Source organism: Janibacter sp. GS2 (genome assembly GCF_051200835.1).
In the GTDB taxonomy this organism is placed as follows: Bacteria; Actinomycetota; Actinomycetes; order Actinomycetales; family Dermatophilaceae; genus Janibacter.
On record NZ_CP195161.1, the window covers coordinates 91,146 to 112,403 of the forward strand.

The 21,258-nt window shown below is 70.4% G+C and carries 17 protein-coding genes; 1 reads left to right on the forward strand and 16 read right to left on the reverse strand.

From position 1 onward, the window contains the following. On the reverse strand, window positions 1–927 hold the full coding sequence (gene cysK, locus ACR9E9_RS00465) for a cysteine synthase A (protein WP_435200577.1): 927 nt from the start codon (window positions 925–927) through the stop codon (window positions 1–3). Window positions 928–1,176: 249 nt separating this feature from the next. Between cysK and ACR9E9_RS00470 the strand changes: the two genes are divergently transcribed. Next, on the forward strand, window positions 1,177–5,151 hold the full coding sequence (locus ACR9E9_RS00470) for a heterodisulfide reductase-related iron-sulfur binding cluster (RefSeq protein WP_435200578.1): 3,975 nt from the start codon (window positions 1,177–1,179) through the stop codon (window positions 5,149–5,151). A gap of 106 nt (window positions 5,152–5,257) precedes the next feature. Here ACR9E9_RS00470 and ACR9E9_RS00475 read toward each other — a convergent pair whose 3' ends face one another. The 15 genes from ACR9E9_RS00475 to ACR9E9_RS00545 form a co-directional block, all read right to left on the reverse strand. Continuing rightward, window positions 5,258–6,544 carry a DUF222 domain-containing protein gene (locus tag ACR9E9_RS00475; protein WP_435200579.1) on the reverse strand — a complete coding sequence of 429 codons (1,287 nt, stop codon included), beginning with the start codon at window positions 6,542–6,544 and terminating at the stop codon, window positions 5,258–5,260. Between the two features lie 75 nt (window positions 6,545–6,619). Beyond that, on the reverse strand, window positions 6,620–7,561 hold the full coding sequence (locus ACR9E9_RS00480) for an ABC transporter substrate-binding protein (protein ID WP_435200580.1): 942 nt from the start codon (window positions 7,559–7,561) through the stop codon (window positions 6,620–6,622). Next, window positions 7,558–8,310, reverse strand: a complete 753-nt coding sequence (locus ACR9E9_RS00485; protein ID WP_435200582.1) for an ABC transporter permease — start codon at window positions 8,308–8,310, stop codon at window positions 7,558–7,560. The genes ACR9E9_RS00480 and ACR9E9_RS00485 overlap by 4 nt, the downstream gene beginning before the upstream one ends. Then, a complete protein-coding gene (locus tag ACR9E9_RS00490) occupies window positions 8,307–8,957 on the reverse strand; it encodes an ABC transporter permease (RefSeq protein WP_435200584.1) in 651 nt (216 codons plus the stop codon). Before ACR9E9_RS00490 ends, ACR9E9_RS00485 begins: the two co-directional genes overlap by 4 nt. 1 nt (window position 8,958) lies before the next feature. After that, entirely contained in the window at window positions 8,959–10,080 is a 1,122-nt protein-coding gene (locus ACR9E9_RS00495; RefSeq protein ID WP_435200586.1) for an ABC transporter ATP-binding protein, read from the reverse strand. Between the two features lie 117 nt (window positions 10,081–10,197). Further along, entirely contained in the window at window positions 10,198–11,676 is a 1,479-nt protein-coding gene (locus ACR9E9_RS00500) for an APC family permease (protein WP_435200588.1), read from the reverse strand. Between the two features lie 111 nt (window positions 11,677–11,787). Further along, window positions 11,788–12,828: an enoyl-CoA hydratase/isomerase family protein gene (locus tag ACR9E9_RS00505; protein ID WP_435200590.1), complete on the reverse strand. Its 1,041-nt coding sequence runs from the start codon at window positions 12,826–12,828 to the stop codon at window positions 11,788–11,790. 50 nt (window positions 12,829–12,878) lie between these two features. After that, complete coding sequence (locus ACR9E9_RS00510) at window positions 12,879–14,351, reverse strand: amidase (RefSeq protein WP_435200592.1); 1,473 nt, start codon at window positions 14,349–14,351, stop codon at window positions 12,879–12,881. Between the two features lie 77 nt (window positions 14,352–14,428). Then, complete coding sequence (gene dcd, locus ACR9E9_RS00515; RefSeq protein WP_435200594.1) at window positions 14,429–15,004, reverse strand: dCTP deaminase; 576 nt, start codon at window positions 15,002–15,004, stop codon at window positions 14,429–14,431. A gap of 124 nt (window positions 15,005–15,128) precedes the next feature. Beyond that, window positions 15,129–16,736, reverse strand: a complete 1,608-nt coding sequence (locus ACR9E9_RS00520) for an SLC13 family permease (protein WP_435200596.1) — start codon at window positions 16,734–16,736, stop codon at window positions 15,129–15,131. A gap of 21 nt (window positions 16,737–16,757) precedes the next feature. Next, complete coding sequence (locus ACR9E9_RS00525; protein WP_435200598.1) at window positions 16,758–17,960, reverse strand: MFS transporter; 1,203 nt, start codon at window positions 17,958–17,960, stop codon at window positions 16,758–16,760. 12 nt (window positions 17,961–17,972) lie between these two features. Further along, window positions 17,973–19,040 carry a hypothetical protein gene (locus ACR9E9_RS00530; protein ID WP_435200600.1) on the reverse strand — a complete coding sequence of 356 codons (1,068 nt, stop codon included), beginning with the start codon at window positions 19,038–19,040 and terminating at the stop codon, window positions 17,973–17,975. 91 nt (window positions 19,041–19,131) lie between these two features. Continuing rightward, window positions 19,132–19,623 (reverse strand): hypothetical protein, encoded by a 492-nt coding sequence (locus ACR9E9_RS00535; RefSeq protein ID WP_435200602.1) that lies wholly within the window; start codon window positions 19,621–19,623, stop codon window positions 19,132–19,134. 1 nt (window position 19,624) lies between these two features. After that, a complete protein-coding gene (locus ACR9E9_RS00540) occupies window positions 19,625–20,494 on the reverse strand; it encodes a cytochrome c biogenesis CcdA family protein (protein ID WP_435200604.1) in 870 nt (289 codons plus the stop codon). Then, window positions 20,494–21,126 carry a DsbA family protein gene (locus ACR9E9_RS00545; RefSeq protein WP_435200606.1) on the reverse strand — a complete coding sequence of 211 codons (633 nt, stop codon included), beginning with the start codon at window positions 21,124–21,126 and terminating at the stop codon, window positions 20,494–20,496. The genes ACR9E9_RS00540 and ACR9E9_RS00545 overlap by 1 nt, the downstream gene beginning before the upstream one ends. Between the last annotated feature and the right edge of the window lie 132 nt (window positions 21,127–21,258).

Here is a 21,258-nt window from a genome sequence, read left to right on the forward strand (position 1 = left end):
TCAGTCGACGAGACCCTCGAAGAGGGGCGTCGACAGGTAACGCTCACCGAAGCTGGGCACGATGACGACGATCGTCTTGCCGGCGTTCTCCGGACGACGGGCGACCTGGTCTGCGGCGGCGAAGGCAGCACCGGAGGAGATCCCGACGAGCAGCCCCTCGTCGGTGGCCGCCTTGCGGGCCCACTCGATCGAGGTCGGCGCGTCGACGTCGATGACCTCGTCGTAGAGATCGGTGTCGAGGATCTCGGGGACGAAGTTGGCGCCGAGGCCCTGGATCTTGTGCGGGCCGGGGGCTCCGCCGTTGAGGATGGCCGACTCGGCCGGCTCGACCGCGACGAGCTTCACGTCGGGGTTCTGCGAACGCAGGTAGCGGCCGGCGCCGGTGATGGTGCCGCCCGTGCCGATGCCGGAGACGAGGATGTCGACCTTGCCGTCGGTGTCCTGCCAGATCTCCGGTCCGGTCGTCTTCTCGTGGATCGCCGGGTTGGCCTCGTTGGCGAACTGCTTGGCCAGAACGGCTCCCCGCTCCGCGGCGATCTCGTCGGCCTTCTCGACCGCGCCCTTCATGCCGCCGGGGCCGGGGGTGAGGACGAGCTCGGCACCGAAGGCGCGCAGCAGGGCGCGGCGCTCCTTGGACATCGTCTCGGGCATGGTGAGGACGATCTTGTATCCGCGCGCCGCACCGACCATGGCCAGGGCGATGCCGGTGTTGCCCGAGGTCGCCTCGACGACCGTGCCGCCGGGCTTGAGCTCACCCGAGGCCTCGGCCGCGTCGATGATCGCGGCGCCGATGCGGTCCTTGACCGAGCTGGCCGGGTTGTAGAACTCCAACTTCGCGGCAACGGTCGCCTCGGAGTCGATGATGCGGTTGATCCGCACCAGCGGGGTCCGGCCGACGAGCTTGGTGGCGTCTTCGTAGATGGGCAACGCGGTTCCTTCCATCGGGTGTCCAGGTGCCGCACGACTGCGGCTGTCTCGATCGCACCAACGAACGAGATGTTATGGGTATTCCAACACCGCGTTATTCCGTGCTGCAAGGGTGTCTCACCCTCGGCCGCCGCCCTCTTCGCCGGCCCACGCCGGTCCACACCGACCCTGAACTAAGGCATGCCTCGGTGACGAGGGACGCATCACCTCAGGATCCCTCGGCCCCCGTCGAGATCTAGACTCCCCTCCATGTCTGCCCTCCAGATCGTCGCGATCGTCATCGGGGTCGGGATCACCATCGTCGGATGGGGCCTGCTCGCCCGCGTCGTCAAGCACTTCGTCACCCTCTTCAAGCTCGGCAAGCCCACGCCGGAGGGAGAGCGAACGAGCCAACCCGGTGCCCGCACGACAACCCTGCTGCGTGAGTTCCTCGGTCACACCCGCATGTCCCGGCTGCCGGTCGTCGCGATCGCGCACTGGGTCACGATGATTTCCTTCGGGGTCCTCTTCCTGACCCTCGTGCAGGCGACGGTGCAGCTCTTCGACCCGCACTTCGTGCTGCCGCTCATCGGCTCGTTCTTCCTCTACGAGTGGATCACCGAGTTCTTCGCGATGACCGGCATCGTCACGATCCTCATGCTCATGGCGATCCGCCAGAAGAACCACCCGCGGTCGGCGAAGGGCGAGGAGGGCCGCTCCTCCCGCTTCTACGGTTCGACCTTCTGGCAGGCCTACTACGTCGAGCTGACGATCCTCGGCGTCGGCATCTGCATCGCGCTCCTGCGCGGCTTCGAGTACGCCCTGTTGTCGAACACGGGCGACTCCGAGCACGCCTCGCTGCTGCACTTCCCGCTGACCGCGTGGCTGGGCTCGCTCTTCGAGGGCATGTCCGTGGGCGCCCTGGAGACCGCGATCATCGTCGTGGCCCTGATCAAGCTGGTCATCTCGTACGCGTGGATGATCACCATCTCGCTCACCCCGACGATGGGCGTGGCCTGGCACCGCTTCCTCGCCTTCTTCAACATCTACTTCAAGCGGCACGCGGATGGGCGCACCTCGCTCGGTGAGCTGCAGCCGATGATGGTCGACGGCAAGCCCTTCTCCATGGAGGTCATGGAGGACATGGACGAGGACTCCACCCTCGGCGTCGGTCAGGTCGAGGACTTCACCTGGAAGGGCCTTCTCGACTTCTCCACCTGCACCGAGTGCGGCCGTTGCCAGAGCCAGTGCCCTGCGTGGAACACCGAGAAGCCGCTCTCGCCGAAGATGATGATCATGGCGCTGCGCGACCACGCGCAGGCCAAGGCGCCGTACCTGGCCGCAGCCAATGACGTCTCCGGCACGATCTCCTCCGTCGGCGGCGCACGTGCGCAGACCGCGTCCGGTGCCGTGGCACTGGCCGACGGGACGAAGGGGGCCGACGCCGAGGGGTCCGTCGCCACCGCAGAGCCCGACGCGATCAACTGGGGCGAGATGGCCCTCGTGGGCCAGACCGGCTACGACCCCGACCACCCGCTGTCGGCGTACAACCCGCACGGGCCGGACGCCGTCATCGACGAGGACGTCCTGTGGTCGTGCACCACCTGCGGCGCCTGCGTCGAGCAGTGCCCGGTGGACATCGAGCACGTCGACCACATCGTCGACATGCGCCGCTACCAGAATCTCATCGCCTCGGCCTTCCCGAGTGAGCTCAACGGCCTGTTCAAGAAGCTCGAGTCGAAGGGCAACCCCTGGGGCATGGGCGCCAAGGCGCGCATGGACTGGGCGAAGGACCTCCCCTTCACCGTCAAGGTCCTCGGTGAGGACGTCGAGTCGGCCGACGACGTCGACTACCTCTTCTGGGTCGGCTGCGCCGGCGCCTACGAGGACCGCGCGAAGAAGACGACCCGCGCCGTGGCCGAGCTCTTCGACCACGCCGGCGTGGATTTCGCCGTCCTGGGCAACGGCGAGACCTGCACCGGCGACTCGGCTCGCCGCGCGGGCAACGAGGTGCTCTTCCAGATGCTCGCGGAGCAGAACGTCGAGACCCTCAACGAGGTCGGTGCGACGAAGATCGTCGTCACCTGCGCGCACTGCTTCAACACGATCAAGAACGAGTACCCGCAGCTCGGTGGTCACTACGAGGTGCTCCACCACACGCAGCTGCTCAACCGCCTCGTCCGTGAGAAGAAGATCGCCCCGGTCAACCGTCCCGAGAGCCCGCGCAAGTCAAGCCTCAAGGACGTCGCCTCGACCGCACCGTCGGTGACCTACCACGACCCCTGCTACCTGGGTCGCCACAACAACGTCTACGCCCCGCCGCGTGAGCTCATCTCCGCCCTGCCGGGCGTCGAGCTGAAGGAGATGGAGCGCTCGAAGGAGAAGTCCTTCTGCTGTGGCGCCGGTGGTGCCCGCATGTGGATGGAGGAGCAGCTGGGGTCGCGCATCAACCTCAACCGCACCGAGGAGGCCATCGCCACCGGCGCGGACCGCATCGCCGTCGGCTGCCCCTTCTGCCGCGTCATGCTCAGCGACGGGCTGACGGCCAAGCAGTCCGAAGGCGCCTCGGAGGAGATCGAGGTCGTCGATGTGGCCCAGATGCTCCTCGCCTCCGTCAAGGAGACCGCGACCACCGCGAAGGAGGCGAAGACGGAGTCCGAGGAGCAGGCCGAGGCCGAGCCCAAGACTGCCGTCCCCGCGCCGACCGAGGGGCAGGACGCGAAGGGGGCGACCCCCGAGCCCCCGAGCGAGGCCGAGACCGCCGCGACCGCCGAGGCGGTTGAGGAGGCCGGCGAGGACCCGAAGGCAGTCGAGGGCAAGGAGACTGTCGCGAACAAGAACGCGGCCCCCTCGTGGGAGACCGGGACCTCCACCTCGGCCGCACCCGAGGAGCCCAAGGACGAGGCGCCCGCCGCCGAGGCAACCCCCGCAGACAAGAACGCGGCGCCGTCCTGGGAAACCGGCTCAGCTGCCGCGAAGAACGCGGCCCCCTCCTGGGAAACCGGCGCACCGGCAGCCACCGCACCGGCAGCCACCGAGGAGCCCACGAACGAGGAGCCCAAGGACGAGGGGCCCGCCACCACGGACGACTCGACCGCTGCGAAGAACGCGGCCCCCTCCTGGGAAACCGGCGCACCGGCAGCCACCGCACCGGCAGCCACCGAGGAGCCCACGAACGAGGAGCCCAAGGACGAGGGGCCCGCCACCACGGACGACTCGACCGCTGCGAAGAACGCGGCCCCCTCCTGGGAAACCGGCGCACCGGCTGCCACCGCACCGGCTGCCACTGAGGAGGCCACGAGCGAGGAGGCCACCACGGCCCCGGCCAAGGACGACACGAACGAGGCCCCGGCCGAGGACACGTCCTCGGTACAGGCCACGGACACGACGTCCGAGCCGGCTGCTACCACCGAGGTCCCGAGCTCAACCGGCGACAGCGACCTCGCTGCCAAGAACGCCGCTCCTTCCTGGGAGTCCGGCGCCCCGGCTGCCACTCAGGCCCCCGCAACACAGGAGCCGGAAGCGGCCCCCAAGGAATCCACCGACAAGGAGTCCACGGACCAGGAGTCCACGGAACCAACCGAGGACGACACGAACGAGGCCCCGGCCGAGGACACGTCCTCGGTACAGGCCACGGACACGACGTCCGAGCCGGCTGCTACCACCGAGGTCCCGAGCTCAACCGGCGACAGCGACCTCGCTGCCAAGAACGCCGCTCCTTCCTGGGAGTCCGGCGCCCCGGCTGCCACTCAGGCCCCCGCAACACAGGAGCCGGAAGCGGCCCCCAAGGAATCCACCGACAAGGAGTCCACGGACCAGGAGTCCACGGATCCAACCGAGGACGACACGAACGAGGCCCGGGCCGAGGACACGTCCTCGGTACAGGCCACGGACACGACGTCCGAGCCGGCTGCTACCACCGAGGTCCCGAGCTCAACCGGCGACAGCGACCTCGCTGCCAAGAACGCCGCTCCTTCCTGGGAGTCCGGCGCCCCGGCTGCCACTCAGGCCCCCGCAACGCAGGAGTCGGAGGCTGAGCCGGAAGCGGCCACCGAGCCCGAGTCGGACACTGCCCCCGAGCCCCAGCAGGAGCAGGCCGAGCCCGCGGCAGCCACCGAGCAGACACCCGAAGCGGACGCCGCCCCGGAGGAGGCCGCGTCCACCGAGGAGTCCACTCCCCCGGCGGCCAGTGACTCCGACCAGTCGGACCTGGCGAAGAAGAACGCCAACCCGTCCTGGGAGTGACCAGCCGAGACCGAAGGGGCCGTCCACCACTGGTGGGCGGCCCCTTCGTCCTGCCTTGGACATCCCTCGTGGCCCGCCGTGGTCGGCGGGCTGCGGGGCGGGACAGCTACAGATGCCAGGTGACCGCGGTGTCAGTGACCGTCGCGGTCAGGTCCTGGGTGTGGACCTTGGTGTGATGGCGCTGGCACAGCAGAGCCGCATTGCTGACATCGCTCGCCCCGCCGCGGGACCACCAGTCCACGTGGTGCGCATCGCACCACTGCGGGGGCATCGTGCACCCCGGATACGTGCAACCACCATCCCGTAGCCACACCGCTCGGCGTTGACCGGGCGTGAACAGCCGGACCGAGCGGCCCAGCTCCAGGATCTCCCCGTCACCGCCGAGGACGACGGGGATGATGCCTGCGTCGCAGGCCATCCGTCGCACCACCGACGGGGCGAGGACCTGCCCGGTCATCGTCACCCCGGCGCCGTGCGCGCCCTGACCCAGCAGATCGCTCAACGGGATGCTCACGTGCACTTGGGCCTTCTCGCTCTTGGGCTCCTGCCCGGGTGAGGAGACCCCACGTCGCACGACCTCCACCACCGCATCCGCCCGCCGCTGCGCCGCCGGGCGCTCATCGTGCTCCCCGTCCGGCCCCTTCACCGGCGCCGACAACGCAGCCACCGCGCCATCGACCACGGCGGCGCCCTCGGGGTCGAGGACCAGCCGGAAGGTCGTCATCCCCGCCGGGCCCTCACTGCGAAACAGCGCCCGACCGGCCTTGGCCCGTCGGTCCTCTCGCTCAAGCTCCGGGTCGGGCCGCAGCAGGCGGCCCGTGCGGGTGATCGCCACCGCCAACTCCCTCTCCGACAACCCGGCCACCCGCTCGCGCGGCCCCCGCCCCTCGGGCCCGGTCGCGACCTCCTCGTCCCGCGCACCCTGCACCAGCACACTCACCGCGTCAGCCAGCTCCTCGGGGTCAGCCACCCGCGAGACGTGTTCCTCGAAGCGCACCAGCTGGTCCGCCTTGACCAACGGCAGATCACCCGCGGCGAAGGCCTCGGTGACCTCCGCAACGCGGGCCTCCCCCTTCGCCACCCGCACGACCCGGGTCACCTGTCGGCCATCCGGCGCCGGGGCCATCACCGACTCCGCCCGCGAGACCCAGTCGTGCGCCGACCACGACTCCTGCGCCGGCAGGCCCCGCTGGAGGCCCTCACGCACCAGGCCGACCTCGGCCACGTCGATCAGCTGCCGCAGTCGACCCACCAGCGCCAGCCCCTCGGCCACCTCACCCTCGCCCAGTCGCCACAACGACTCCACGTCCTCGGCGGCACCCATCACGGAGCGCAGCGCGTCACGCAGTCCGGGCAGGACCCCCGCCTCGTGCCACTGTGTCATCATCGACATGAGTCGATCATACGTTCGACCACCGACAGCGCTCGGCCGTCGGCGCAGAGCGGGCTCGTCAGCCACCCACGACGATCAGGCGAGCCCCTCCTCCTTGAGGAAGTCCTCGGCCACCTTCTCCGGGTCCTCCTTGTCGACGTCGGTCCGCGTGAGCATCTCCTGCAGCTTCTCGGTGGTGAGCTTCTCCGAGACGCCGTCGAGGGCGTCGGCGACCGTGTCCTCGGCGTCGGTGCGCACCAGGGGCACGACGTTCTGGCTGCCGAAGAGGTTCTTCGAGTCCTCGAGCACGACGAAGCCGTTTTCCGGGATGGCCGGGTCGGTGCTGAAGATGTTGGCCACGTCGATCTGACCGTTCTTCAGCGCGCCGTTGGTCGCCTGCCCCGGCTTGAGCGGCCGGAAGTCCCCGAAGGTGATGCCGTAGGTCTTCTCCAGCCCCGGGATCCCCTGGGCGCGCGTCTTGAACTCCGAGGGGGCGCCGAGCGTCATGTCGGCGGCACCACCCTTGAGGTCCTCGACGGCCTCCAGGTCATCCTTCTCCGCGGTCTCCTTCGTGACGACCATCGAGTCCTTGTTCTCCGCAGCCGACTTCTCGAGGACCACCATGCCCTCGGGCAGGACCTCCTTGAGACCCTCGTACGTCTTCTCCGGGTCGGTCTCCGCGAAGTCCTCGTCGTTGTACAGGGCCAGCCCACCGGTGTACTCCGGCAGGACGTCGACGGATCCCTCCTCCAGCGCCTTGAGGTAGACCTCTCGCGAGCCGATGCCCGTCTTCGTCGTCGCGTCGACACCCTCGGCATCGAGCGCGCCGGCGTAGATGTGCGCCAGGAGGATCGACTCCGAGAAGTCCGCGGACCCGACCACGATGTCACCTGAGCCGTCTCCCCCTTCGCCGGAGTCGGAGGAGAGCGGGTCCCCGCCTCCTCCGCAGGCGGTCAGCGTGAGGGCACCGGCCGCCGTGAGGGCCAGTGCTGCGGTGCGGATCCGGCGAGGACGAAGGGGGGTGACGCTGCGGCTCATGAGGTGCCTCCTGATGGTGCGGGTGTGGGGGTGGAGTCGATGGTGCGGGCGTCGCGGCGCTGCGACCGCGGGGTGCGCCCGGTGAGCCCGGGCGAGACGAGGAGCCGCTCCAGGAGAGCGAAGGGGGCATCCAGCCCGAGCGCGAGGAGGGCCACGAGGATCGCGCCACCCGCGGTACTCACGTAGTCCTGGGTCGCCAGGCCGTCGATGAGGAAGCGGCCGAGCCCGCCCAACCCCACGTAGGCAGCGATCGTCGCCGTGGCCACGACCTGGAGCACTGCCGCGCGCAGGCCGGAGATCAGGAGCGGCAGGGCGATCGGCAGCTCGACCTGCCAGAGGACCTCGCGTCCGGTCATGCCGATACCGCGGGCGGCATCCCGGGTCGCCGGCTCGATCGCCTCGACGCCCGCGTAGGTGCCCGAGAGGATCGGCGGCACCGCGAGCAGCACGAGGACCGCGACGCTCGGGACGAGGAAGGCCGCGTCCCCCGGGAGCACGGGCAGGAGCACGAGGGTCAGCGCGAAGAGGAGGCCGAGCGTCGGGACGGCACGCAGCGCGTTGGCCGTCGTGACGAACCACCGACCGCGCCCGGAGTGGCCGATCCACAGCCCGAGGGGCACGGCGATGAGGGCGGCGATGGCCACCACGATCGCGGTGTAGGCGATGTGCTCGAGCAGTCGGGCGAGGATGCCGTCGGACCCGGACCACGCCTGCGCGCTCGTGAGCCACTCGAGGATCGAGCCGATCATCGGGCGCCTCCCGGACCGAGCCGGCGCCAGGGGGTGAGCGCCCGCTCCACCACGCGGATGAGGACGTCGAGGACGAGGGCGAGGACGACGCAGCCGGCGATGCCCGCGAGCAGCTCTCCGCCGATGGCCCGGTTGTACCCGTCGATGAGCAGGTCACCGAGCTGGCTGACCCCGATGAGCGAGGCGATGGAGACGATGCTGACATTGCTCACCGCGGCCACCCGCAACCCGGCCGCGATGACCGGTACGGCCAGCGGGAGCTCGACGCCGAAGAACCGGCGCAGCGGGGTGAAACCCATCGCCGTTGCGGACCGGGCGACCTCCTCCGGCACCGATCCGAGCCCGTCGACGACGGAGCGCACGAGCAGCGCGATCGTGTAGATCGTCATCGCGACGACGACGTTGATCGGGTCGAGGATGCCTGTGCCGAGGATGAGCGGCATGAGGACGAAGAGCGCCAACGAGGGAATCGTGTAGAGCAGCCCCGAGAGGGTGATCACCGATCCCTGCAGGCGCGGGTTGCGCCGGGCCAGCCACCCCAGGGGAAGGGAGAGGAGCAGCCCCAGCAGGAGCGGCACTCCGGCCAGCCAGGTGTGGCGCAGGGTGAGCACGATGATGTCGTCGGGGTGGGCGAGGATCCAGTCCACGTCAGCCCCCTTCGGCCCCGGGATCACGGGGCCGGTCGCGGGACTCGATGACGTCGAGGACCTCCGTCGCCAGACAGGTGCCCATGAGCACGCCGTCGTCGTCGACGACGACCCCGCGTCGGCTCGGGGAGGACAGTGCGGCGTCGAGCGCGACGCGCAGCGGGCCCCCGGCCGTGGCCAGGGTGCCGCCCAGCGCGAGGGCGCCCTCGTCGACACTCCCGTCGTCCGGCAGGACGGCCGGTCGGATCCAGCCGAGGGGATGCCTCTCGGGGTCCACCACGAGCGTCCATCCGTCGTGGCCGGCTTCGCGCTGCGCCGCGCTCACGGAGGCGCCGATGGCGACCGTCGACTCCGGGTGGATGGGGATGTCCGCCGCGTCGAAGCCCAGTGCCCGGTATCCGCGGTCGCGGCCGAGGAAGTCGGCGACGAAGGCGTCCGCCGGATGAGCGAGCAGCTCGTGCGGACGAGCGAACTGGCCGATCTTCCCGCCGACCCTCATGACCGCGACGTGGTCACCGAGCTTGATCGCCTCGTCGATGTCGTGGGTGACCATGACGATCGTCTTGCCGAGCTCGGCCTGCAGGCGCAGGAACTCCTCCTGCAGCTGCTCGCGCACCACGGGGTCGACGGCGGAGAAGGGCTCGTCCATGAGCATCACCGGGGGGTCGGCCGCGAGCGCGCGGGCGACGCCGATGCGCTGCTGCTGCCCGCCGGAGAGCTGGCTGGGGTACCGCCGGCCGAGCGCCGGGTCGAGGCCGACGAGCTCGAGCAGCTCGCGGGCACGGGAGAGGGCCTGCCGCTTGGGCGTCCCCAGCAGGATCGGCACGGCCGCGACATTGCGCTCGACCGTGTGGTGGGGGAAGAGACCGCCGTGCTGGATCACGTACCCGATCCCCCGACGCAGCTCGGCCGCGTCCATCGACATGATGTCCGTGCCGTCGATGCTCACCGATCCCGAGGTGGGCTGGACCATCCGGTTGATCATCCGCAGGGTCGTCGTCTTGCCGCAGCCGGAGGGACCGACGAGGACCGTGATCTCCCGGTCGGGTGCGGTGAGGCTGAGGTCGTCGACGGCGAGCGTGCCGTCCGGGTACTGCATCGTCACGCCGTCCAACCGGATCACCGGCACAACTCCTCGCGGTTGATGATGGTCAAACCTATCCCGCGCAGGGGCGAGAGACCCGGGGACCCGCCACGCCGTCGGCGCGGCCGGGACTGCACGACCACCATCGGCGCGCCGTCAGTCCGCGCGGGTCGACCGGTGCTCGCCGAGCACCATGTGGTCCATCTCGTCGTCGGTCAGGGCGACTCCCTGCCGCGAGCGGTGGGCGAAGAAGAACACCACACCGAGGACCGTCCAGATGCCCAGGGCGATGAGCGACTCCGTGCCCAGCTGGGCCGGCGAACCAGGCGTCATGAGCAGCAGGAAGAAGCCCACGCCGGTGATGGCGCCCAGGGCACTCATGACCTTCTTGGCGGACGAGCGCACACCCTCGGGGTCACCGGGGGCTTCGGGCGCGCTGGACCACTTGAAGAGACGGAAGGCTGCCAGGCACGTGTACGTGTAGGCGATCGTCACACCCACCGCGCTCATGTCGACCACCCACACCAAGGCCTCCCGCCCGAACCACGGCGCGATCAGGCAGATGGCGGTGACGAACGCGATGGCGGTCGCCGGGGTGCCGCTGCGCGGGTGCAGCCGGGCGAAGACGGTCGGGATGGTGTGCGCGCGTCCCATGGCGAAGAGCAACCGGCTGGCGGAGATGTAGAAGCCGTTGAGACCGGTGAAGACCCCCATCGAGACCCCGACCGCCAGGACGACCAGGCCGAGGGTTCCGAACATGGCCGACATCCCGTCCGCGGTGCCCCAGGCCGGCTCGCTCGCGACGAGCTCGGCCCACGGGATGGCCGCGCCACTGGCGAGCACCATCGCGACGTAGATGCCTGCCGCCGCGATGATGGCCAGCACGATGAGTCCGAAGGCCTTGCCCGGGGGGAAGTCGAACTCCTCGGCCGCCTGGGGGACGTTGTCGAAGCCGACATAGGCCCAGGGGGCGATGGCCACGATGGCCAGGGTCGCGGACACCGGCGCCACCCCGTCGGGGAAGCCGGGCTGCAGGTTGCTCCACGGCGTCCCCGGGTGCAGCACGGTACCCACCACCAGGAAGGCCACCGCAACCAGCATGATCAGGCAGAAGGCGTACTGCATCCGGCCGGACAGGGTCGTGCCCCGGATGTTGAAGACCGCGAAGACCACGAGCGCCAGGCTCGCCACCAGCACCTCGCCGAGGTAGACCTGCCAACCGGCGACCTCCCACAGCGGCACCCACTCGACCATCCACGGCAGCATGCGACGGAAGAGCAGGGCCAACGCCGAGGCATTCAGCGCCACGATCGAGATGTAGCCGAGCGTCAGGAACCACCCGCAGACATAGGCGTGCAACCGACCGAAGGCCGTGTACGTGTACGCGTACTCACCCCCGGACACGGGGAAGGTGCGGATGAGGAAGCCGTAGCTCACCGCGATCAGGCACATCAGGGCGGCACCGATCACCAGCCCGATCATGGTGCCGAAGGGTCCTGCGGTGGCCAGCCAGTCGGTGGGCAGGACGAAGGCCCCCCACCCGATGGCGGAGCCGAGGGCGATGGCCCACACCCACTGCGGTTTGAGGGTTCGCTCCAGTTGGGTGCGTTCCGGGGCGGCTGATGAGCTGGTCACGATGGGATCACTTCCGTCGGAGAGAGCTTCGCTGAGAGTACGCCCACTCGGCGTTGACGAACAGGAGGCTGGCCGCCTTGTTGGCGACATCGCCAAGGACCCCGCGCCCCGTCACCGTGCCGCGGCGAAGAGTGCGAGAACCTCCTCCCGGGTCACCTCGTCCAGCCTGGCGTGCTCCCACGTCGGTGACCTGTCCTTGTCGACGAGCTGGGCCCGCACCCCCTCGGTGAAGTCGGCCCGTTCGAGCAGCCGGGCACTGACGGTCGTGTCGGTCTCGAGCACCTCGCGCACCGAGCGCGCGTCGGCAGCGCGACGCAGCGCCTCGAGGGTGACCGCCACCGACAGCGGTGAGCGCGCCGCGATCTCGACGGCAGCCGCCCGGGCGTCCTGGTGCGGGTGCGCACGCAGACGCTCGAGGATGGCCGCCGGGTCGTCGCTGGCATAGCACTCGTCGATCCATCCGCGGGCCGGGGCGAGGAGGCTCCCTTCGTCTCCTGCAGCACCGGTGGCGACGGCCTCCACGGGCCGACCGTCGGCGACCTCGGCCAGCAGGTCGGGCACGCTCGTCGAGTCGATGACGCTGTCGGCCAGACCCACGTGCACCGCATCGGCCCCGGTGATGGTCGTTCCGGTCAGGGCCATGTGCGTCCCGAGCTCCCCGGGCGCACGGGAGAGGAGGTAGGTCGCGGCGACATCGGGGAAGAATCCGATCCTCGTCTCGGGCATGGCGACCTTCGATCGCTCCGTCACCCACCGGGCGTCCGCGAACATCGAGATCCCGAGCCCACCACCCATGACGATCCCGTCCATGACCGCGATGACCGGCTTCGGGTACTCGGCGATCTGCGCATCGAGCACGTACTCGTCGGCCCAGAAGTCCACTCCCCCGGTGGTGCCGGCCAGATGCGCCTCGCGCACCGCCCGGATGTCGCCGCCGGCGCACAGTCCGCGCTCCCCCGCACCCTCGATCGAGACGACGCTCACCGCGTCGTCATCGGCCCAGGTCTCGAGCCGGGCACGTACCGCGCGGACCATCTCCCGCGTCAGGGAGTTGATCGCCCGGGGGCGGTTGAGCAGGACACGGCCCAGCACACCGTCCTGCGCGAAGAGGACCTCGTCGGTGCCGGTCTCGCCGGGAGTGAAGTCAGGCATGGGCGTCACCTTGGCACACGCCGTGGGACGACCGATCCTCGCGTGCCCGATCAGCCGAGCCGGGCGAAGGGGGCCGCGGCCTCCAGCTCGAAGGCCAGCTCGAGCAGCAGTCGCTCCTGCCCGCGACGGGCCGAGATCATCACGCCGATCGGACGCCCGTCATCGGTCACACCCAGCGGCAGCGAGATCGCCGGTTGCCCGTTCGCGTTGTGCAGCGGGGTGAAGCCGACGTACGGCGGGAGCCGCTCGAAGTGCGTCTCGAAGTCCAGGTCCCCGGACAGGTAGCCGATGCGCGGGCTGGTGTGCGCGAGCGTCGGCGTGAGGACGAGGTCGGCGGTCTCGGGGAAGAGTCGCTCGGACCCGGGTCCGGTCAGCGCCAGCCGGGCGATGGCCAGCGGGAGCCGGTACAGACGCTTCTTGGCGCGAGCGGCGAGCCCGCGGGTGAAGGGATCGAGCCGACTCGCGTCGAAGCCCTCGCCGTAGATCTTCGCTCCCTGGGTCGCGGAGCTCAGGGCGAGCAGACCCCAGTAGTCCTCGAAGTCGCTCTTGAAGAACCCGGGGACCGGCAGCGACAGGTCCGGGTCGACCGAGTGCCCGAGCCCCTCGAGCAGCCGACCGGCTGCCTCGACGGCCCCGCGGGTCTGCGCGTCGGTCGGCGGGACGAGCGGCGAGTCGATCATCATCCCGATCCGCAGCCGGCGGGCCCCCGGCCCCTCGACGAGACCGACCGGGGGCAGCGTGCCCGCGGGTTGGTACTGCTCGGCGGCGGCGAGGAAGTGCGCGGTGTCGCGCACGGTCCGCGAGAGGACACCGTTGACGACGATCTTCACCGGGGCCCGGTCGGTCGCCGGCTCACCGAGCAGTCGTCCGCGGCTGACCTTGAGACCGACGAGGCCGCACGCTGCGGCGGGGATGCGGATCGAGCCACCGCCGTCGTTGCCGTGGGCGATGGGGAGGGCACCGGAGGCGACGAGCGCGGCGGACCCGCCGGAGGAGCCTCCGGAGGAGTAGCCGGTCGCCCACGGGTTGCGCGTGACCAGCCCACCCGGACGCTCGGTCGTCGCGGTCCACCCGAAGGGCGGACAGGTCGTCGTCGCGATCGGGATGAGTCCGGTGGAGAGGAACTGCCGGACGAAGGCCGCGTCGGTGGTCTTCGGCGTCCTGGACAGTGCCTCGGAGCCGGCGGTCATCGGCAGCCCGGCGACCGGCACGTTGTCCTTGATCGCGGTCGGCACCCCGGCGAAGGGGGCGGATGTCCCCGCCGGCAGGTGGGCAGCACGCTCCCGCGCCCGGTCGACGTCGCCGACCGTCGTGGCGCCGAGGACCGGGTCGACCGAGGCCACCCGCTCGATGGCCGCCTCGACGGCCTCCCCCGCACTGACCCGTCCGGCCCGGATCTCGGCCGCGACCCCGGTCGCGTCGAGAGCACCGAGGGCGTCGTCGCGGAAGGCCGAGACCCGTCGCGACTCGTGCTCCTCGCGGATCGTCTCGTAGGGAGCCTGGCTCGTGGGGTCGGCGCTCATGGGAGAGACGTTACCCGCGGGTCACGACAATCCGCGGCGCGCGTCCTTCGCCATCTCTGCCGGCCCGGGGCACCGACTCAGACGTCGGTGCGGTGGAAGTTCGCGAAGGACCGACTCGCGGTCGGGCCGCGCTGGCCCTGGTAGTGCGAGCCGTAGGCCGCTGAGCCGTAGGGGTGCTCGGCGGGTGAGGAGAGCCGGAAGAAGCACAGCTGGCCGATCTTCATCCCCGGCCACAAGCGGATCGGCAGGGTCGCCACATTGCTCAGCTCGAGAGTGACGTGACCGGAGAAGCCCGGGTCGACGAAACCGGCGGTCGCGTGGGTGAGCAGACCGAGGCGGCCGAGGGAGGACTTGCCCTCGACCCGGGCGGCCAGATCATCCGGCAGGGTGATCGTCTCCAGGGTGGAGCCGAGGACGAACTCGCCCGGGTGGAGGACGAAGCCCTCTCCGGAGTCGACCTCGATGAGCCGGGTGAGATCGGGCTGGTCGGCCGCAGGATCGATGACCGGGTACTTGTGGTTGTCGAAGAGGCGGAAGTACTTGTCCATCCGCACGTCGACACTGCTCGGCTGGACCATCGCCGGGTCCCACGGATCCAGCACGACCCGCCCGCCATCGATCTCGGCCCGGATGTCCCTGTCGGAGAGCAGCATGCGTTCACCCTAGGCGTCAGAGACCCGGCTCGGAGGCCCACTTCCTACCGGCCTCCTCGGGCACGTCACCGCACAGTCCGCGCCCACGTCACCGACGGGCCTGCCATCGCCCTGGGCTGCACGGTCAGTAGGTGATCGAGAAGACCCAGACCGCCAAGGTCATGACCGTCAGGGTCACCAGCACGATGCCGATGAGGTTGAGCCAGATCCCTCCCTTGACCATCTGCGGGATGGTCACGTACCCCGAACCGAAGGCGATCGCATTCGGCGGGGTCGCGACCGGCAGCATGAAGGCGCTCGTGGCCGCGAGTGCCACCGGGATCGTCAGCAGCATCGGATCGACCCCGATACCCATGGAGACTCCTCCGGCGACGGGGAGGAAGGTCGCCGCAGTCGCGGTGTTGCTCGTCAGCTCGGTGAGGAAGATGACCCCCGTGGCGAAGGCAGCGACGAGCACCACGACCGGGAGGCCCCCGAGCCCCTCGGCCTGCTCGCCGATCCACTTCGTCAGCCCGGACGAGCTGAACTGCCCGGAGAGCGCCAGCCCACCGCCGAAGAGCAGCAGGACGCCCCACGGCAGCCGGACCGCGCTGTCCCAGTCCAGGAGGCGAACTCCTCGGGCCGATCCGGCCGGCAGGAGGAAGAGGAGGACGGCGACGGTCATGGCGATGCCGGCGTCGCTGATCGGGACCTCGTCGTAGATCAGCGGGATGGCCACCCACGACACCGCGGCGAGCACGAAGATGCCCAGGACCCGCACCTCCCCCTGGGACATGCTCCCGAGCTTCGCGATCTCCTGGTTCATCAGCTGGCGCCCCCCGGGGATCTCGTCCAGCTCGGGCCGGAAGATCACCTTGGTCAGCAGGAACCAGCAGATGACGAGGAAGACGACCGCGAGGGGGACCCCGACGATCATCCACTGACCGAAACCGATGGTGATGTCGTGGCTGTCGGAGAGATAGCCCACGAGAAGGGTGTTGGGCGGGGTGCCGATGATCGTGCCGAGGGACCCGATCGACGCGGCATAGGCGATGCCGAGCATGAGGGCGGTGCCGAAGTTGGTCTGCGTCACCGCGGCCTCGACCCCGGGCGGCTCCGCGGCGGATCCATCGTCTGCGGCCGGCTCCGTGCGCGCCTCGAGCTTGGTCACGAGCATGAGCACCGAGACCCCGATCGGCAGCATCATCACGGCGGTGGCGGTGTTGGACACCCACATCGAGAGGAAGCCGGTGGCGATCATGAACCCGGCGATGACCATCGACGGGTTGGTGCCCATCGCCCGGACGGTCACCAGGGCGATCCGCCGGTGCAGGTTCCAGCGCTGCATCGCCAGCGCGAGCATGAACCCGCCCATGAAGAGGAAGATGATGTCGCTGCCGTAGGACCCGCCGACCTCGGCGATGTCCGCATCGGCGAGGACGGGGAAGACGATCAGGGGCACCAGCGCGGTCGCGGGGATCGGGAGCGCCTCCGTCATCCACCAGATGCCCATGAGCACGGCGGTGCCCGCAGTGACCCGCGCGGCATAGGGGACATCGCCCGGCATGAGCACGAACACGAGCACGGCCCCGACCAGACCTGCGGCCAGACCCACCCAGCGCACGCGGTTCGCCCGCTGTCCGATGCCCGGGTCACGCTCTCCGGGTGACTTCTCGTCGACCTCGACGCCCGGGTCGGACTCCGGTGCGTGGTCGTCCGTGCGCCGCTCCGGCACGGGTGGCGGTTGACTCATGTGGTCCCCCTTCATCGCGGGTCAGACGTCCACGCTAATGGTTGCCGGCCGCACCAGCACCCAGAGGACGAGGACGGCCAAGGACGTGGCGACCCCGACGAAGGCCACCACCCCGGCCCACCCGGTCCAGTGCCACGCCAGACCACCGGCCCACCCCAGCACGCTGGACCCGCCGTAGTAGGCGAGGTTGTACAGCCCGGTGGACTGGGAGCGCGCGGTGACCGCCCTCGCCCCTGCCCACCCCGAGGCCACCGAGTGCGCGCCGAAGAATCCGGCGGTCATGACGACCAGTCCGAGCAGCACGAGCCACAGCGGGCGGGCCAGGGTGGTCAGGAGGCCGGCCAGCATCACCACGACCATGGTCACGAGGACCGGGTACCGCCCGTGCCGGGCCGCAAGCACCCCGGCGCGAGGGGCCGAGATCGTGCCGGCCAGGTAGGCGAGGAAGGTCAGCCCCACGGCCCACGCCGGCAGCAGGTAGGGCTCGTCGACGAGCCGGAAGGCCAGGTAGTTGTAGACGGCGACGAAACCTCCCATGAGGAGGAAGGCCACGAGGTACAGGCCGGCGAGCGGAGCATCGCGCAGATTGGTCAGCACGCGTCGCGCCCGGTCGAGTGGACCCTCCCCGTGCACCCGGACGAAGCGGCGCTCGGGGGGTGCCAGCACCACGAAGGCCACTGCGGCAGCCGCCGCGACGAGCGAGACGGTGGTCATCCCGACCCGCCAGGACGTCGCGTCCGCGACGGGTGTGGCGATCACCCGACCGAGGAGTCCACCGATCGTCGTCCCACCGACGAACCATCCCGCCGCAACCGCTGCGGCCCGCGCCCGGATCTCCTCGTTGAGGTAGGCCATCGCCAGGGCCGGCACACCCCCGATGAAGACCCCCTCGAACAGCCGGACGAGGAGCACGAGCTCGAAGGAGGGCATCCACGCAGACCCGAGGCCGAGGACGGTGGCACCGGAGACGGCGACGATCATCGCCGGTCGCCGCCCGTACCGGTCGCCGACGAAGGACCACGGCACCACCGCGACCGCCAGGCCGAGGGTGGCCGCCGAGACCGTCAGGGCCGCACGGTCGGCACTGACTCCCAGGTCGGTGGCGATCTGCGGCAGGACCCCCTGCGGCGAGTAGAGCTGGGCGAAGGTGGCGACGGCCGCGCAGACGAGAGCGACGAGGAGGCGTCCGTAGGAGGTGTCACCACCCGTCGCCTCGGAGATCATCCACTCATCAGATCACTCCCCGCGGAGCACGTCCTCCGCGGGACCCGGGCCATCGACACGCTCCTCGGTGGCCTCGGCGCGCAGCCGGTACCCGGCGAACGAGGCGATCAGCAGGGTGACTCCGGTGACGAGCACGGCGCCGATGGCACCCAGGGAGCCCTCGGTCCAGTCCGAGACCACCTCGGGCACGAGCAGGGTGACGCCGCCGACCGCTCCGGCCAGGTAGGGCCAGGCGGTGGTCCGCAGGTAGGCGACGATGCCCACGAGGACCACGACCAGGGTGAGGACGTAGCCGATCCAGGAGTCGGTGCCCTCGATGACCGCGAGCTGCGCACCGACGAGCGCGGTCGCGACCCCTGCGGCGCGGGCGACAGCGAGCTCGCGGAAGGCACCGGCCTCGGCGAGCGCGAGCCACAGCGCCCCGGTGAGGAACAGCGCGGCACCCACCATCCAGAAGTCATCGACCACGCTGACGAGGCTCATCACCGCCGTCACCAGGAAGGCGAGCATCCCCAGCACCCCGAGTGCGGTGGGCGCCAGCCGGTGGCCGACGGCGCAGACCACCAGCCCGAGCACACCACCGGCGACGACGGGCCAGGAGATCTCCTGCAGGTTCGCGTCCACGTGGTGGTCGACGACCAGGCCGGCCAGGAAGGCAGCGGTGAGGGCCGCTCCGGTCAGCAGGGTGCCCGAGAGGCGACGCCGGGAGTCGTTGACCGGATGGCGAAGGGGGGACTCGGCCGGCATCCTCGCGCTCACCGCCCCGGCACAGCCGAGCACGACCATGACCACGGCGAGCATGGTCACCCGTGTCGGATAGCCGAGTCCGGGCCACTCCTGGGCCAGGAACAGCGCTCCGGCGGCGAGCACCAGCGCGCCGCCGACATAGGCGACCACCTCGACGAGCCGAGGCAGACCTCGGCGTGCCGGGGTTGCGCCGGGCGTCGAGGCGGGCGCCTGCACCTGGGGCGCAGCGAGGGCAGCCACGACCACCCGGAGGGAGCGCTCACGCGCGGCGGGGTCCAGCAGGTGCTCGCTGATCAGTGCGTCCACGACGGCGCGGGCTGAGGAGTGGTTCATGCCGTCACTCTGGCCCAGAGAGCCCAGATGACGACATGGGGGAATGTACCCATCGTTACTCCCTGGCCCGAGGGAGTGGGATACCCACCTCTCACGATGGCAGGGGGCAGGCACCTTCTCGGCGGATACGCGTGGTCAGGGCCCACCCGAGCAGGGCGATGGCCGTGGCTGCCAGGAAGGGCTGGACGGGGGCGAAGTACTGCAGGGCCCCTGAGTACCCCAGGGCGATCAGGACGAGCTTGTTGCACACGGGGCACCCGACGGCGAAGAACGTGGTCACGGCCCCGAGGCCGCCGAAGCGCGACCCCGGGTCACGCCCTTCGCTCGGGTCACGTCGGGCGACGTAGGTGGCGGCCACCATGCCGGCCAGGGCCGAAGTGAGCACGAGGACCGGCCACGCCCACAGTGTGGTGGGCACGTCACGACTGAAGACGGGGGTGGGGATCATCGCCGTGGGCATGGCGGTGACCAGCACGGTGAGCACGGCGACACCACCAGCGGTCCACCATCGGCGCCCGGGCCACGCGCGGAGCTCACTGATGGCCGAGGGCCGTGGTGTCGCCGTGCGGGTGAGCGTGTCCACGTCAGCGCTCTCGGCTGACGAGGTCCGCACCCTCGACCACCTCGGGCTGCTGCCGCGCCCGGTGCCGAACCGCCCTGCGTCGCCAGCCGAGGAGCACGACGAGGACGAGTCCGACGGCGAGGACGAACCAGACATCGGAGATCCCCTCGCTCCACGTCGCGAGGGTGGACTCGGCCGCCTGCTGGGTGCCGATGGTGAACATGCCGCCGAGCGAGGCGGTGCCGTCGGTCACCAGCAGCAGGACACCGATGGCGACCGAGAACAGCCCGGAGACGACCATCGTCCAGGTGTTGCGCCAGGGCCCGAGGCTGACTTCCCTGGGGGCCACCAGGGCACGTCCGCGGGTGCCGATGCGCTTCCAGAGGGCAGCGAGGGCGAAGAGGGGAATGGTCATGCCCAGCGCGTAGAGCGCGAGCATGGAGCCGCCGTAGACCGGGTTGCCGCCGAGGGCCGCCACCATGAGCACCGACCCGAGGATCGGCCCGGCACACACTCCGGCCACGGCGTAGACGGCCCCGAGGGCGAAGACGGAGACGACCGAGGTCCGGTCCCCGCCGGCCCCCCGGGTGCGGGTCAGTCCCGGGACCGGGAGCCCCGAGAGCTGCCAGATCCCCAAGAGGATGACCACGCCCGCGGCCACCGCGACCAGCGCCGACCGGTTGGTCGTCACGAGCGATCCCAGGGAGCCGGCGAAGACCCCCAACGGGATCAGGGTGGCGCTCAGCCCCGCGTAGAAGACGGCCGTGCGCCCGATGAGCGCCGTCGGGGACGTGAAGGCGTAGGCGAAGAACGCGGGCAGCAGCATCACCGAGCACGGGCTGAGCAGCGTGAGGACGCCGCCCAGGAGGGCCCCGGTGTAGCCGATGTCCACTACTCCTCCCCCAGGGCCTCGAGCTGGGCGTCGATGGCCTGCCGGAAGGCATCGACCGGCTGCGCACCGACGAGGAGCTCGGTCCCCAGGACGAAGGTGGGGGTGCCGGTCGCGCCGACCGAGCTGGCCTCGCTCGCGTCGGCCTCGACCTTCGCCCTGAGGTCGGGGTCGTCGAGGTCCTTCTCGAACTGCTTCAGGTCCGGGACGTCGACCTCCGTGGCCCAGTCCATGATCGCGGCGCGGGTGATCTCCAGGTGGCCGCGCTCGGGGGCGTCCTCGTACATCGCCTCGTGGTACTCCCAGTACCGGCCCTGCTCCCCGGCCGCCCTGGCAGCCATCGCCCCGTCCATCGACTCCTCGCCGAAGACGGGGAAGTCACGCCACTCGAACCGGACCTTGCCGGTGTCGATGTACTCCTTGGTCAGCTCCGGCATCGTGTCGCGGGCAAAGGCGCCGCAGAAGGGACACCGGTAGTCGGAGTACTCGATGAGCACCAGAGGGGCGTCCTCGTCGCCGAGGGCCGTGACGTCGTCGGCATCCCGACGGGCCAGCCCGGACTCCTTCTCGGCCGCCTTCGGGTCGCTCCGGCGCGCTCGCCGCCCCCTCGTCGGAGGCCGTGCTCCCGCCGCCACGGTCGGAGAACATCACCCCTCCCGCCAGGAGAGCAACGATGGCCACAGCCGCGACTATGGTGAGGATGCGTCGGGTGGAGTCGCTCATGGTGACGACCCTACGTCAATGTATAGACATTCCGAAGGGGTGGG

What these genes read in the sequence shown, in the direction of transcription:
- ACR9E9_RS00505 (WP_435200590.1), bottom strand. Translation starts at nt 12,828, where the DNA reads ATGCCTGACTTCACTCCCGGCGAGACCGGCACCGACGAGGTCCTCTTC.
- ACR9E9_RS00475 (WP_435200579.1), bottom strand. Translation starts at nt 6,544, where the DNA reads ATGTCGATGATGACACAGTGGCACGAGGCGGGGGTCCTGCCCGGACTG.
- ACR9E9_RS00530 (WP_435200600.1), bottom strand. Translation starts at nt 19,040, where the DNA reads ATGAACCACTCCTCAGCCCGCGCCGTCGTGGACGCACTGATCAGCGAG.
- ACR9E9_RS00520 (WP_435200596.1), bottom strand. Translation starts at nt 16,736, where the DNA reads ATGAGTCAACCGCCACCCGTGCCGGAGCGGCGCACGGACGACCACGCA.
- ACR9E9_RS00510 (WP_435200592.1), bottom strand. Translation starts at nt 14,351, where the DNA reads ATGAGCGCCGACCCCACGAGCCAGGCTCCCTACGAGACGATCCGCGAG.
- ACR9E9_RS00485 (WP_435200582.1), bottom strand. Translation starts at nt 8,310, where the DNA reads ATGATCGGCTCGATCCTCGAGTGGCTCACGAGCGCGCAGGCGTGGTCC.
- ACR9E9_RS00480 (WP_435200580.1), bottom strand. Translation starts at nt 7,561, where the DNA reads ATGAGCCGCAGCGTCACCCCCCTTCGTCCTCGCCGGATCCGCACCGCA.
- ACR9E9_RS00525 (WP_435200598.1), bottom strand. Translation starts at nt 17,960, where the DNA reads ATGATCTCCGAGGCGACGGGTGGTGACACCTCCTACGGACGCCTCCTC.
- ACR9E9_RS00470 (WP_435200578.1), top strand. Translation starts at nt 1,177, where the DNA reads ATGTCTGCCCTCCAGATCGTCGCGATCGTCATCGGGGTCGGGATCACC.
- dcd (WP_435200594.1), bottom strand. Translation starts at nt 15,004, where the DNA reads ATGCTGCTCTCCGACAGGGACATCCGGGCCGAGATCGATGGCGGGCGG.